Here is a 14671-nt window from a genome sequence, read left to right as displayed (position 1 = left end):
CAATCTAATTTTGGATGAAAATCTAGAAATATAAGAAAACAAATGGAAAATGTAAAAACATTCAAATACGTAGACTATTTATGGGACGAAAACAAAGCGGCTTCTTTAGGAAATGATCAGGTGGCTTTATTTTTATACCGCTCAAACATATTAGGGGCAGATTTGAGAATTACCAATTATGGAGGAGGTAATACAAGCTGCAAAACCATTGAAAAAGATCCTTTAACCAACGAAGAAGTTGAAGTAATGTGGGTGAAAGGTTCTGGTGGCGATATCGGAACATTAACCAGAAAAGGAATCGCCGGATTATACACAGAAAGACTGAGAAACCTGAAAAACGTGTACAGAGGCTTAGCAGACGAAGACAGAATGGTAGGATTATTCAATCACTGTATTTTTGATCTGGACAGCAAAGCGCCTTCTATTGATACACCTCTTCATGGTTTACTTCCATTCAAACATATCGACCACCTTCATCCGGATGCTTTAATTGCTGTAGCTGCTGCAAAAGATAGTGAAGCGATTACAAAAGAAATCTGGGGAGACACTATGGGCTGGGTTCCATGGCAACGTCCGGGATTTGATCTTGGATTACAATTGGAAAAATGCTTAAACGATAATCCGGGAATTCGTGGGATTGTTTTGGGAAGCCACGGATTATTCACCTGGGGCGATACTTCTTATGAATGCTACATCAACAGTTTGGAAGTTATCGAAATGGCCTCTGAATATATTGCTAAAAAAATAGAGGAAAACGGACAGGTTTTTGGCGGACAAAAAGTGGAATCTCTTCCGGCTGATGAACGTAAAAACAAAGCCGCTCAATTGATGCCTTTATTAAGAGGCTTAGCATCTTCTGAAAGCCGAATGGTAGGTCATTTTACAGACAGCGACGTAGTTTTAGAATATATCAACAGCAACGATCTTGAACGTTTGGCACCATTGGGAACTTCTTGCCCGGATCACTTTTTAAGAACAAAGATTCAGCCTTTGGTTTTAACTTTGGATAAAAATGAAGATTTAAGTGATTCTAAAGCTATTTTAGATAAATTAAATCCACTTTTCGAGCAATACAGACAAGAATACAAAGAATATTACGAAGCTTGTAAACATCCGAACAGCCCTGCAATGCGTGATCCGAATCCTGTGATCATCATTTATCCGGGAGTAGGAATGTTCAGTTTCTCAAAAGATAAGCAAACGACTCGTGTTGCAAGTGAATTTTACGTAAATGCAATCAATGTAATGCGTGGGGCAGAAGCTATTTCTGAGTACACTTCATTACCAAGACAGGAAGCTTTTGACATCGAATATTGGCTGTTGGAAGAGGCAAAATTGCAAAGAATGCCTAAAGAAAAGCCTCTTTCAAGAAAAATCGCAGTTGTAACCGGAGCCAGCGGAGGAATCGGACAGGCAATTGCTGATAAAATGGTTCAGGAAGGTGCTGTTGTTGTTTTTACAGACTTAAATCAGGACGCCCTGGATTCCGTTACAGCAAAATACAGCAAAGATCAGGCAGTAGCCGTTACTTGCGATGTGACAAGCGAAGAAGCCATTGCCAATGCCTTTAAAGAGACTGTTTTAGCTTTTGGTGGAGTCGATATTCTTGTTCATTCTGCAGGTTTGGCAATTTCTAAATCTCTGGAAGATACCACAACAAAAGACTGGGATTTATTAGAAGATGTTTTGGTTAAAGGTCAGTTTTTAATAGCTAAAAATGGCGTTGAAATCATGAAAAAGCAAAGTCTTGGAGGTGATATCGTCAATATTGCAAGTAAAAACGGCTTGGTTGCCGGACCCAATAACGTTGCATACGGAACCGCAAAAGCAGCTCAGCAGCACATGACAAGATTATTGGCAGCAGAACTGGCATCTGATAAAATCCGTGTTAATGTAGTAAATCCTGACGGAGTGATCGTTGGAAGTAAAATCTGGGAAGGTTCATGGGCAGAAGGCCGTGCAAAAGCAAACGGAATTTCTGTAGAAGAATTACCCGCATTTTACGCAAAAAGAAATTTATTAAACGAAATTATCCTTCCGGAAGACATCGCCAACGGAGTTTTTGCATGCATCGCCATTTTAGATAAAAGCACAGGAAATATCATTAATGTCGATGGAGGTATGGCAAATGCATTCCCAAGATAAATTTTTTAATGCTTAAAAAAGATAATTTATTAAATTGAAGGCTTATTATCAAATTAAGCCTTCAATTAATTAAAACAATTTTCTTCATAGAGAGCCACGAAGTGGCGACATATCAATAGCACATGGTGAAACCCTGTGAACAACGAAACAGAATTCGGGATAAAACCTGTGTGCGAAATAGGGTAAAAACTCTGTGAACAATATGAATAAAGATTTTAAAAAAATCAAATCATGATTATAGGAAAAGATATCATTGAACAACACAATAAAAATGAAGCTGAAAATTTTCAGGCAGATTTTGATTTTCTACAAAATAAATTAACAAAATCAGGGGTAAATGTTGCTGAGATTGTCAACAAAATTTCTGATTTCCAGGTGGCAATTCCGAGTTGGGCTTTAGGAGCTGGTGGAACCCGTTTTGGAAGATTTTCTTACGGTGGCGAACCTTCTTCTTTGGAACAAAAATTAGATGACGTTGGATTGCTTCATGCCTTAACGCATTCTGCGGGAGCTGTTTCATTGCATATTCCATGGGATATTCCGGGTGATGTGAAAGCAATTAAAGAAAAAGCTGCTTCTCACGGACTTATTTTTGATGCCATGAATTCCAACACGTTTCAGGATCAGCCGGGCGCGAAACAGTCTTATAAATTTGGTTCTTTAAACGCTGTGAATGAAGATGCAAGAGCTTATGCCGTAGAACACAATAAAGAAGTAATTAGAATCGGAAAAGAATTAGACTCAAAAAGCTTAACCGTTTGGTTGGCGGACGGAGCGAGTTTTCCGGGACAGTTGAATTTCCAGACGGCTTTATCAAATACTGAAAAAAGCTTAAAAGAAATTTACGCAGGAATGCCTGAAGACTGGAAATTATTCATCGAATATAAACCTTACGAACCGAATTTCTATTCAACAACAATTCAGGATTGGGGAACTTCATTCATGCTGGCCAATGCTTGTGGCGAAAGAGCTTACACATTAGTTGATCTGGGGCATCACTTACCGAATACAAATATTGAGCAGATTGTTGCAACATTGATGTATAAAGGAAAATTAGGCGGTTTCCATTTTAATGACAGTAAATATGGAGATGATGATTTAACGGTTGGTTCTATTAAGCCATACGCTTTGTTCTTGATTTTCAATGAATTGGTGTACGGAATGGAAAACAACCCAAACAATCCTTATCCGGCCTGGATGATCGATGCAAGTCATAACATCAAAGATCCGCTGGAAGATTTATTACAGTCCTTGGAAGCTATCTTAATTGCATATGCCCAGGCACTTTTGGTTGACCAGAAAGCTTTAAAAGCAGCACAGTTAAACAATGATGTTGTGGGTGCACAGGATATTTTACAGAATGCGTACAGAACAGATGTCCGTCCTTTATTAAAGGCTGCAAGATTAAAAACAGGCGCAGCATTGGATCCGGTTGCAGCTTACAGAAACTTGAAGGTAAGAGAAAATTTAATTACCGAAAGAGGGCTGAATGTAAAGGCAACAGGATTATAAAACCTTATTAAATTTGATAATTTTAACTTTTGAGTGCAATCGAAAGTTTAGTTATATGTATCCTTATTTTTTTACCGTTAAGGCAATTGTGTTTAGAATATTAAGTATAACTTCGGTACTTTAAGAAATCAGTGGATTTTTTCTTAATTTCCTTAATAGCTAAACACTCCTTAATGGTTTTAAAAAAATTAATTTAAATGAATATTCAATAAACATAATTGTCATTTGCTGAGTGAAACGCCCTTTCGAACTTAAAAACGTATAGTAGTCAAAAAAACTTTGCGGACTTTGCGTTTAAAATTTAAGTAAAACAGATTAATGCTATTAGTGAAAATATTTGCGCTATTTGTGTTAAAATAAAGAGATTGCTTCGTCGCTTCGCTCCTCGCAATGACAAAAATTAATTCATCACAAGAATGTCCAAAAAGAAGAAGGTAACCATCGTATTTGATATTGGGAAAACCAATAAAAAATTCTTTTTATTTGATAAAAATTATAAAGAAGTCGTTCGGGAATATACAGAATTATCGCTCACAACTGATGAAGACGGGTATCCTACGGAAGACCTTGCAGCACTGCAAAACTGGATCAAAGATAATTTTAATGCCATTCTTGAGGATGAAAGATTTGAAGTAAAAGCGATCAATTTTTCCACCTACGGAGCGAGTTTTGTGCACCTGGATCAGAAAGGGAATATTCTGACGCCTCTGTACAATTACACTAAGCCGATGGACGAGGAAATATTGGATTTGTTTTATGAAAAACATGGAAGCAGACTGAAAATTGCCCGCGAAACGGCATCTCCTCAATCGGGAATGCTGAATTCCGGACTGCAGCTATTTTGGTTAAAATATAAACATCCGGAAGTATTTAAAAAAATTCGTTACAGCCTTCATTTACCTCAGTATTTGTCGTATTTGTTTACAGGAATCTGTGTGTCCGAATTTACCTCAATAGGCTGCCACACCAACTTGTGGGATTATGACAAAGCAGATTATCACGACTGGGTGTATGAAGAAGAAATTGATGCTCTATTGGCACCAATCGTACCAACTTCAGCAAGCATAAATACTTCATACAGAAACCAAAAAATTAAAATCGGTGTGGGAATTCATGACAGTTCTTCCGCGCTTTTACCTTATATTTTAAGCAAAAAAGAACCGTTTTTACTGCTTTCAACGGGAACCTGGAGCATTTCTCTGAATCCTTTTAATGATGAAAGCTTAACCGATGAAGATATAGAAAATAATTGCCTGAATTATATGCGTATCGACGGAAAACGTGTAAAAGCATCCCGTTTTTTTATGGGAAATGAATACAAAATTCAGGTTGAAAAATTATGTGATTATTACGGAAAAGAATACGGTTTTCACAGGGAAGTTCATTTTGATCAGGATCTGTACCTGCGTTTAATGAAAAATAAAGCCGTTTATTTCCGATTTGAAGGAATTGCTTTAAAACGCAAAATGATTAATGAAACAGATTTAAAATCATTTACAACTTTTGAAGAAGCCTATCATCAGTTAATGATAGAATTGATGGATCTGCAGATTCACACGATTAAAAATGCCATCGGAAATTCGGAAATCAGAACTATTTACATTGACGGAGGATTCACAGATAATGATGTGTTTATGAAGCTGATGTCTCATCATTTTCAGGACTATAACGTGATGTCCACCCATTCTCCGCTGGGTTCGGCATTAGGAGCTTCTATGGTAATTTCCAATAAGGAAATTGATGAAACTTTTTTACAGCAGCATTATCAGATGAAAGTGCTCCAACCTTTAATTCTTAATTTATAAATCATGTCATTTCCATTTGATACCCGATACGCTTCCCTTGAACTTCTGATCGAAAAGGCAAAAAAAAGAATGCCTCGTTTCGCTTTTGAATATCTCGACGGGGGCTGTAATGAAAATATTAACAGAGACAGAAACACACGCGAACTAAGAGAAGTTCTGCTTCGTCCGCAATACCTGAATAATAATTATGCGGAAGCCAATATGGAAACTGAATTATTCGGGGTAAAATATTCTGCACCATTCGGAATTTCTCCTGTTGGTTTACAGGGATTAATGTGGCCTAATGCCCCCGAAATCTTAGCAAAAGCAGCCTTTAAACACAATATTCCTTTTATTTTAAGTACAGTTACGACCAGCAGCATTGAAAGAATTGCAGAATTAACCGAAGGAAAAGCATGGTATCAATTATACCACCCAAGAGAAGAATGGCTGCGTGACGATATTCTCAGCCGTTGTGAGGCTTCCGGATATGATGTTTTGGTAGTTTTAGCAGATGTTCCGACTTTTGGTTACAGAGCTAAAGAAATCAGAAATGGGTTGGCAATGCCTCCTCAATTGAATTTTAGAAACGTTTCTCAGGCGTTGGCAAAACCTCAATGGTGCCTGGAAATGCTGAAACATGGTGTTCCGAGCTTTAAGACGATGGAAAAATATATGGATAAAAACATGAATGTGAAACAGCTGGGGCAGTTCATGAATTCTACTTTTTCCGGCAGATTAAATCCTGACAGGATAAAAGCGATCCGCGACAAATGGAAAGGAAAGCTGGTAATCAAAGGAGTCGCTTCCGATGAAGATGCCGCAGAAGCCGTACGTTTAGGTTTCGATGGAATGATTATCTCCAATCATGGCGGAAGACAGCTTGATGCGGGAGAATCTACCATTTCCGTTGTTAAGGAAATCAGCGAAAAATACAAAGATCAAATCAAAATCATGATGGACAGTGGCGTAAGAACCGGTCCCGATATTGCCCGTGCATTGAGCTGTGGTGCAGAATTTACCTTTATGGGAAGGACTTTTATGTATGCAGTCGGTGCTTTAGGTGAAAAAGGTGGTGATCATATCATTGAAATGCTTAAAATGCAGTTCAGACAGGTAATGGAGCAGGTTTGCTGTGAAAAACCGGAAGATCTGCAGAGTTTTAGAGTGAAGTAAAATCTTTAAAGTATATTAATATTCAATAGGAACGGGCTTTAGCCCGTTTTTCATTGTAACAGATTCTTATTGACTTTAGTCAAAGTTTACAATTCTGTTTGCTTGTTTCAGAATATTTTAAAAAGATTTAATTTGGAAAATGCATATTTAGGTAAAGTAAAGCGATAAAACCGTTGATGAATATAATGTATTAATAATCAATTTATTAATCCATTCTTTGCTTACTTAAAATATTAGATCATAAATAAAACTTTGCGTCAAAAAAATTCAACAGCTTCAAAATAAAAATTCGCAAAGTAAGCCTTGCGAATTTTATTTATTATAATTTAATTTAAAGTTTATTTTTTCTTTTCAGATTTTACAGCTTGCCGGGCCAGTAATTTCCAGTCGTTTTTTACTTTTGCCCAGACCAGTAAAACATCCAATGTCACATCGCCCGGACCTTTTCCAAAGTCATTGGTTTTTGCGTAAAAATGATGACGGACAATTGCCGTGTTGCCAACAATATTAATATTTTGATTCGTAATATCAATCGTTTCAAAAACTGATTTTTTACTGACTAATTTGTCAACAAATTCGGCAGCATCATCTATATGTCCCCCTGAGTGTCCGTAAGTTAGCTCCGGTAAAATCAAAGATTCTAAACTTGATTTGTCACCGCTAATCATGGCTAATCTCAGCTTTTCAGCAACATCAGTCACTGCATCTTTATCATTTTTTTTCTGTCCTGAAACAGCCAGTACCATTAAAAAACTTATGGTAAAAATTAATTTTTTAATCATAATTAAATCACATTTTATATTAAAATTGTATTTTATGTAATCGATTGCATTGTTTTATTTGTAAATCTTTATTTTAAATTATTTACATGATAATTTACAGAGAATCTCTTTGGATAAATTTAAAAACGTTATTCACCGATTCTTTTTTGTTTTTCAGAATCATATAAGCTGCAGATTCTCCCATTGCTTTAAAATCTGTTGTAATCACAGTAATCCCGAGCAGTTCTTTTAATGGAGTTTCATTATATGAAATAATTCCGATGTCTTTTCCTAATTGAAGATTTTTCTGTCTGATCTGTTTAACCAAATTCACAAGATCACGTTCCCGAATGGTGATAAAAATATCTTTATCCTGTAATTCCATATCGGGATAAATTTCGTCAAGAATCTCATAATCAAGTTTAAAATCCTTACAAAATTTTTCAAAACCGCGAACAATACGGAAAGGATAGGGATGAATGGATTTGTCAGGATAGACAAGAATTATTTTTTCATATTTCTTTATTTTATCTAAACCTTCCTTTAATGCATCATAAATATCATGCTCAAAGTCCTGAAAAATAGAGCCATAATCCCCTGAAATATTGGGTTTTGTATTGTCGAGGATCAGCAGTTTGTTTTTCGGAATTTTTTCAATCATATCGAGCACTTCCTGTGTCGAACTGGTGTGTTTTGACTGTTCATCACGGAAATGGGGCATAATTACATAATAATCAAATCCGCCAAGATTCTTTTTCAGCGAATTAATAAAAAGCGTTTCATCACAGTGATAAATATACATTTCAACATTCCCTTTTGTACCGATTGCGTTGACGAAATAATTGTAAATCATCATTTTATAGGTACTTGGTTTGTTGATCAGGAAAAAAATATTGATGATATCATTTTTATTGATACGTGAAATATAATATCCTTTTCCTTTTACAGATTCTATAATCTGCCTTTTACGAAGCTCTTTATAGGCTTTTTCTACGGTATCCCTCGAGAGAAAACACGATTCACTAAGCTCATTAATAGAAGGGATTTTTTCTCCGATCTTAATTTCTCCTCCATCAATTCCGTTTAGAATAGAATCTACAATCTGTTTGTATTTAGGAACTCTGGAGTGTTCATTGATATTGATTTCAAATGTTTCTGCCATGACTTTCAGGAACGGGATATATTTTAGTGCTAAAAACTAATAAAAAAATTGACTAATAACCGAATACAAGTTACAAATTTTTTACAACTTATTCTTTGATTCAATTAATATAATAATGTTATATCATTAATTGTAATGATCTATTGTAAGAATTGAATGTAATTAAGGTAAAAACTTTAAAAATAGATTAAAATATATTTGTAAATCTTTTATATCACAGTGTTTTGATTGGAAAAAAAACTAATGCGATTATAACAAAAAAAGCCTGCCGTTTCCGACAGACTTCAAACTATATGAATGTAAAATTTTTAAGGCATTTTTTTGAAACCTTCTGCTTTTATTTTCCATTTCCCGTCTTTCGGAAAACCGGGAAATTTACCTTTCGAATTGTCCCAACCTTCAAGCATCATGGCAACAGCTGTCAAAACTCCACCGTTTCCGGGAAGATAAATACGCAGTCGACCGTCCTGATAATTATGGCCGTTTTTCAGATAAGTATTGGTTTGAATATTCATGAAAAGTGCATCCAGCGCTTTATTCGGAAGCCCCAATCGTGCTGCATTCATGGCAGTCATTGGGAAATCCCAGCCCCAGGTATTTGCCCAGCTCCATCTTTCCCAAACAATATCAAGGGTGTTTTTCATGGTTTGTTTATCTAATTTCGGAGATTCGGGAACCATTCCCAATGCTCCCAAAACAGCCGGATGATCGGTCATCCATTTTGGAAATGTGAAAGAGTCTTTTGCCGATTCGGTCGAAAGATAGACCCCATCCTGAACCGGAAGCGGAGCTAATTTTGTAATTACATCATCCCATTTTTTATCTCTTGGCTGGCCCAATCTTTCTTTCCATTGCTGTGCTGTTTTTAGTGCCCAATCCCAGTAAGCGACTTCATATGTAGGGTTGTAAGTGTCTTTTGCAGGGAAAACTTCCTGTGCCGGAATCACTCCTTTACCTAAGTTGTAACGGTTTTTTTCTTTATCGTAAGTAGCAAAATCTGCCATAAATTCGGCTGTAGCAAAAACCAGATCCTTATATTTTTCAAGTATTTTTTTATCTTGATTATTGCGATATAAAAGCTCAGTCATATAAATAAGGTGAGGCTGCTCCCAAATTAGAAATGCCGCAACAGAAGACGGACTTTCATTTCCTTCATTGTCAGACATTTTGATCCATCTTACACCTTTATAGCCTTGTCTCTGAGCTAAAGCTTTTGCTTTTTCAAACGATCTGAAATAATAATCCAACTGCTTTTCTAGAATTTCAGGCCTTCCCCATAAAGCGTAATGTACGCCGTGCCACCAATGCATTTCTGTGTGTGGTTTTCCGTACCAGCTATTGAAAGTTAAACCTGTTTCCTGTGGCGGATTGCTTCCTCCGCATTGCACTTTGGTTAAATATTCAGATAAAACAACTCTGCGTTCCAGTTCGTTGGCTCTCGGGTCTGTACTTCCTTCAAAATCAACAGCAGCACCGCTTTCCCAAAAAGATTTCCATCCTGAAGTGCTTTCTTTTTGAGCATCAGAAAATAATGTTTTACTGCTTTTTGGATTTTTAGATGAAAATTCAACACTTAATTCTATTGTCCTGCTTTTAGAAGAAGGCTCGTACACAAAATAATGTTTTCCGGCTTCACTTAATTTTCCATCTGTGAAATAAAACTGAGTATAATAATCCGTACTTTGCAGTTTGTGCTGAATTAATCCTTGTGTTGATTGTGACGAAATAATTTTTGTCGAATGATCATTTTCATTGCCGTAAAAAGCTGCGTCATCCAAAAATTGTCCGGTCGGAGAAGGGTAGTGCGCAAAAACTTTCAATTTGTTCTGAACAATTAAATCGGATTCAATTTTTACCCCGATTTTATCAGAATTTTGAAAAGAAGCGGTCCAGACTTTCACGGGTGTTCCTTCCAAAGAGAATTCACTGGTAATAATTCCTGTCCAAAGGTCGATGGTCTGTTTAATGTTGGTCAGATCAGAAATTTTGGCTTTTTCGCCGTCTTTTTTATACAGTTCGATGCCTATATTTCCCAGTTGCAGACGATGTTGATTGACCCTGAAATATTCAACGGCTCCTTTATTTCGCTCAGGCTCTTTTAATTGGACACTATACAATGCCTTTCGGCCGGTATTGTTGAAATCGTAAGCTTTTAAGGTCTCATCAAATGTATAATTTTGAGTATTCGGAAAGCTGTTCCAGCCCCATTCGGATTGAGTTCCCAAAGAAACTCCGTTTTTGTAAACTTCAGGAAATGACTGCATTCCGGTAATGTCAACGGTATAGGCAAATTTTCCGTTACCGACCGTTAAAGAAGATAACGTATCAACTTTTGTATTGACAATATTATGACGCTGGACGACTTTTTGACGGTCAATTTTCTGGGCATTGAGAGAAGAAAATCCAATGCAAAATAGACTCAGATATATGACTAATTTCTTCATTTTTAAATTATTTTATTGAATCAGGCATTGTCGATCTTAAAATAAGTTTCGGCTAAAGCCTTGATGGTTTTTTTATTATTTATAACGGGCTAAAGCCCGTTCCTATTGATGATATAAATTTATTTTAAAACAGTTGCACTCATCATTCCGATGACAACATCGTTGCTCACTGTTGTTAATTTTATTGATTTTAATTCTTTTTTAGGGTCAATAGGCAAATCCAGAATTGTTGCCGCACCGCCTTCAACAGCACGGTTTGTAAGGCCTTTAATTTCTGAATATTTCGCTAAGCTTCCGCCTTTATATAATTCTCCGGTTTTTAATTTTACTCTGTACGGGATTTTATCATCCGGAATTTCAAAAGCAAAATTATCATCATACATATCCTGCTCAATCGGCCACCAATTGACTGGGTTTTTAAGTTCTAAATCAGAGTGAGAACCGTCAGAATAGTTAATAGTAATTATACCGTTTGTCATTTGCGACTGCATCGGATTGGTAGACCCCGCCATCAGAAAATAGATTTTTTTACCTTTTCCCGTAACTGGGATTTCAATAGATTTCGGAAAATTATCCCATTGACTTGTAAAAGCAATATTTTTTTCGTCATTATTGATTAAAAAAGGAATTCCAAGAAACTCGATCTTCCCGTTTTTCCGATTTTTCATTACTCCGCTGTCATCAATTTGAGCTGTTGCCAAAGGATAGCACCAATTTCCGATTCCCTGCCACGGAAGTTGTAGAGTAGGGATATTTGGACGTGGTGAAAGATATTTTTGGCTGAAAATATTGGTAACCTTTTCGTTATATTTTGACTGTAATGAAACAGGAGTAAAGTCGCCTTTATTCTCAATTTCCCAATCTGTAATGTCAATATTTTGCTTAATTCCGTTATAGTCAAGCTCAATAAAATTGGTTCCTTTGCTTAAAGCAATGGTCGGAATTTCAATTGATGTTGATTGATTTTTTTGTGTTGAAAAATTTTTCACAAAACCATTGATACTCAATTTTCCATTAATTTTTTCAGATGATTTTGATTGAATTTGTAATGTTTTATTTTTCCAGTTGATTTGTAAAGGATATTGAATGTCAACATTCACAGGATGCCACCATTTGGTTCCGTTTTGCTCGAGTTGAACGAAAAAAGTTCCTTTTCTTTCTTCTTTAACTAAATCAAACCGGTTATTTTTTCTGGATTTTATTAATTCCTGTGGATCATAGATTTGTTTAATCTTCTTTTTTGAATCTAAGGTAAGTTGAAGATTTTCAGAAATATAGCTTATGTAGTCTGTTTTTTCAGTTTTTAATTCTTCTCCCGAATAGGTAATTTCAATAGTAAATTCTTTTGCTTTTTCTGTTTCCAGCTTTACAAAAGGTTGAGAAATAGAATTGGGCTGTATCGTCCAGTCTACTTTTTTGCCATTTACTTTTACCGATTGTATCTGAGTATGATTTACCGGAATACGCATTTCGAGCGAAATTTCATTCTTAAAATTTGATTTAAACCAATAATTCGTTTGCTTAGCTGTTCTGCTGAATTTATATTCCCAATCTGGAACCTTCAGTTCTGCAAAATTCCAATCTTTGGGAAAACCTGGATGTATGTTGATTTTATTCTCTAACAATTCTGGATAAACCCCAAAAAGCCCTTCTGTCAAAGTTCTTGCAGCAACTCCGATCGGATCGGCAAAATCACGGTATAATTCACCTCGAAAAGCGTCATAATGAGAAATTTGTTCAAAATTTCCCGGGCTGATTCCGTAATACATGCTTTCCGCCAGATTTCCTTTCCAAAGCCTGTAGGCATCTTCGTTTCTTCCTGACTGCCAGTAAGCTAACGCGGTTTGTAAATTTTCTGCTAATGCTACATTGTTAATCGACCATGTGTAAGGCTGCCAATTGGTTGTAGATAATGTATAATAATTTTTAGATAATTCTCCTTTTACCTGCACCGGAATGCGCGGAATATAATTATTAATGTATTGCGTATTCTGATAATTTTCAAATTCGCTTAAAATATAAGCATCCGAAACATGATAGATCGACCAGATTCCCGGCTTATCGTGAAGAATCTGATTACCCAAAGCATCTTTATATTCAGCAAAATAACCGTTTTTTTTAATCCAAAGCTGGTTTTTCATTGCTTTTAAAATGGCTTCAGCTTCTTTTTCGTAAGATTGAGGATTTTCGCCAATAATTTTCGCCAGTTTTGCCATTTCAATGTTGGCTCTGTAATTATAAGCAGAAGTATGAGTAACTTTTCCACCCGAATATTGCAACGCATCACTTGCCCAAATAGCCGCATAAGCATCATAGAGATCGTTTCTTTTAAAGTTTCTTTTCTCCCAATCCATATGGCGAACCATCGTGGGCCACATTTTCTTTAAAAATTCAATATCTCCGGTATAATTAAAGTGAGAAAACATCTGATCAAAAAAAACAAGGTTCATATCATAATGATGCGGCTTTGAATTGTCATTGGGATTTCTTGAAATATATCCGCTTGAAAACACTGAATTCCCCATTTTTTCGGCATTTCGAGCCAAATGTAAAAGGGTATCCATCTCAACAGATCCGGTTTGAGGCTCCAAAACCTGAGAATTGGCATAGCTTTGAAAATGTTCTTTTGCGCGGTCGTGCCAGCTTAAAACATCGGCTGCATAGGCCCCTCGCCACGCATTTAAACGCATACGCCAGGCTACGGCGCCGTGTAAATAGGTCGGGCTTTCCCAAATTCCGTCTGCAGCAACGGCTAAAGCTGCTCCAAAATTATTTAAATCTGAGTCCGGAGTTTTTAGCTGAACCCGGCTAGTGAGATTTAATCTGGATTGTTCCGATTCATTAAAAATAATAGCAAGCTGTTCGTCTGATATAGGTTTTGAAGTCGATTTTCCTTTTGTAATCTGGATGTAAACAGGCTTTTTTTGTGGTGAATAGGTTGCGTAAATTATAGGAGACTGCCCGGCATTATTTTGTGTAAGCTGAGACAGGTTTTCAAGCGTTTTAGCATCAGTTAATTGTAATGAACTGATGTTTGAAAAACTTCCGTTAATACTCTGAATTTCCTTTTTTTTATTTACATAAGAAAGTTCAAACTGATTTTTATTAATTTGAAATTCATTTCCGATGCAATATTCAGGAAGCAAATAGAATCCTGATTCCGGATCGGCACCAATATCGCCGTTTCTGCTGAATGTTTTTCCGCTCACACCGCCATAAACAGCGTAAATTTTTGTGCCGGAATCTACATTCTCAGTTTCCATTTTTAAAACCAGCCCTTCTTCTTTGGATTGTGCTAAAACCGTCAGTTTTAAGCTTCCAAATCCAAGAATAGGATCTTTAATATTGTAAAGCATTGAGCCCGGACGATAACGGGTTTCAATTTTTTCTGCCTGAATTAGTTTTTTAAACGAATTTCCTTTCTGAATGACAAACTGAAGATTTCCGCCCATTCCGGGAAGATATAGGGCAAATTCGGGCAAATCTCCGGCTTCTACCCTTGAAGCGAGATTGTTTCCATACAGCGCACGGTTGAATCTGTATTTTCCGTTAACCAATAAAAAATCGCCTTTATCTTCTTTATAATGCAGCTCTCTTTCGTTTTCCTGCCCATATTTTGATTGGGAAAAAGAATATGAAAATGCAGATAAAACGATCAAACCGGCTAAAATGGATTTTTTTCGCATT

General features: G+C 36.3%; 8 protein-coding genes. 4 read left to right on the top strand and 4 right to left on the bottom strand.

The features are described from left to right. Window positions 1-42: 42 nt before the first annotated feature. From BLT04_RS18570 to BLT04_RS18555, 4 genes are all read left to right on the top strand, one after another. Window positions 43-2145, top strand: coding sequence for a bifunctional aldolase/short-chain dehydrogenase (locus BLT04_RS18570; RefSeq protein WP_089757272.1), 2103 nt, complete (start codon window positions 43-45; stop codon window positions 2143-2145). Between the two features lie 231 nt (window positions 2146-2376). Further along, on the top strand, window positions 2377-3657 hold the full coding sequence (locus tag BLT04_RS18565; protein ID WP_089757271.1) for a sugar isomerase: 1281 nt from the start codon (window positions 2377-2379) through the stop codon (window positions 3655-3657). Between the two features lie 416 nt (window positions 3658-4073). Continuing rightward, the gene (locus tag BLT04_RS18560) at window positions 4074-5462 is read left to right on the top strand and encodes an FGGY-family carbohydrate kinase (protein ID WP_089757270.1); all 1389 of its coding nucleotides are present in this window, start codon (window positions 4074-4076) and stop codon (window positions 5460-5462) included. Between the two features lie 3 nt (window positions 5463-5465). Further along, the gene (locus BLT04_RS18555; RefSeq protein WP_089757269.1) at window positions 5466-6617 is read left to right on the top strand and encodes an alpha-hydroxy acid oxidase; all 1152 of its coding nucleotides are present in this window, start codon (window positions 5466-5468) and stop codon (window positions 6615-6617) included. Window positions 6618-6955: 338 nt separating this feature from the next. Here BLT04_RS18555 and BLT04_RS18550 read toward each other — a convergent pair whose 3' ends face one another. From BLT04_RS18550 to BLT04_RS18535, 4 genes are all read right to left on the bottom strand, one after another. Then, window positions 6956-7399: a nuclear transport factor 2 family protein gene (locus tag BLT04_RS18550; RefSeq protein ID WP_089757268.1), complete on the bottom strand. Its 444-nt coding sequence runs from the start codon at window positions 7397-7399 to the stop codon at window positions 6956-6958. Window positions 7400-7493: 94 nt separating this feature from the next. Further along, complete coding sequence (locus tag BLT04_RS18545; protein ID WP_089757267.1) at window positions 7494-8540, bottom strand: GntR family transcriptional regulator; 1047 nt, start codon at window positions 8538-8540, stop codon at window positions 7494-7496. Between the two features lie 308 nt (window positions 8541-8848). Continuing rightward, window positions 8849-10984, bottom strand: a complete 2136-nt coding sequence (locus tag BLT04_RS18540; RefSeq protein ID WP_089757266.1) for a hypothetical protein — start codon at window positions 10982-10984, stop codon at window positions 8849-8851. A gap of 119 nt (window positions 10985-11103) precedes the next feature. Next, entirely contained in the window at window positions 11104-14670 is a 3567-nt protein-coding gene (locus tag BLT04_RS18535) for a DUF4450 domain-containing protein (protein WP_089757265.1), read from the bottom strand. Window position 14671 lies beyond the last annotated feature (1 nt).

This window comes from Chryseobacterium soldanellicola (assembly GCF_900100115.1).
Lineage (GTDB): Bacteria > Bacteroidota > Bacteroidia > Flavobacteriales > Weeksellaceae > Chryseobacterium > Chryseobacterium soldanellicola.
This window is presented reverse-complemented; position numbering and strand designations above follow the sequence as displayed.

Bases quoted from the DNA above. Each gene is read 5' to 3' on its own strand.
- BLT04_RS18540 (WP_089757266.1), bottom strand. From the start codon at position 10,984: ATGAAGAAATTAGTCATATATCTGAGTCTATTTTGCATTGGATTTTCT.
- BLT04_RS18535 (WP_089757265.1), bottom strand. From the start codon at position 14,670: ATGCGAAAAAAATCCATTTTAGCCGGTTTGATCGTTTTATCTGCATTT.
- BLT04_RS18555 (WP_089757269.1), top strand. From the start codon at position 5,466: ATGTCATTTCCATTTGATACCCGATACGCTTCCCTTGAACTTCTGATC.
- BLT04_RS18545 (WP_089757267.1), bottom strand. From the start codon at position 8,540: ATGGCAGAAACATTTGAAATCAATATCAATGAACACTCCAGAGTTCCT.
- BLT04_RS18570 (WP_089757272.1), top strand. From the start codon at position 43: ATGGAAAATGTAAAAACATTCAAATACGTAGACTATTTATGGGACGAA.
- BLT04_RS18565 (WP_089757271.1), top strand. From the start codon at position 2,377: ATGATTATAGGAAAAGATATCATTGAACAACACAATAAAAATGAAGCT.
- BLT04_RS18550 (WP_089757268.1), bottom strand. From the start codon at position 7,399: ATGATTAAAAAATTAATTTTTACCATAAGTTTTTTAATGGTACTGGCT.
- BLT04_RS18560 (WP_089757270.1), top strand. From the start codon at position 4,074: ATGTCCAAAAAGAAGAAGGTAACCATCGTATTTGATATTGGGAAAACC.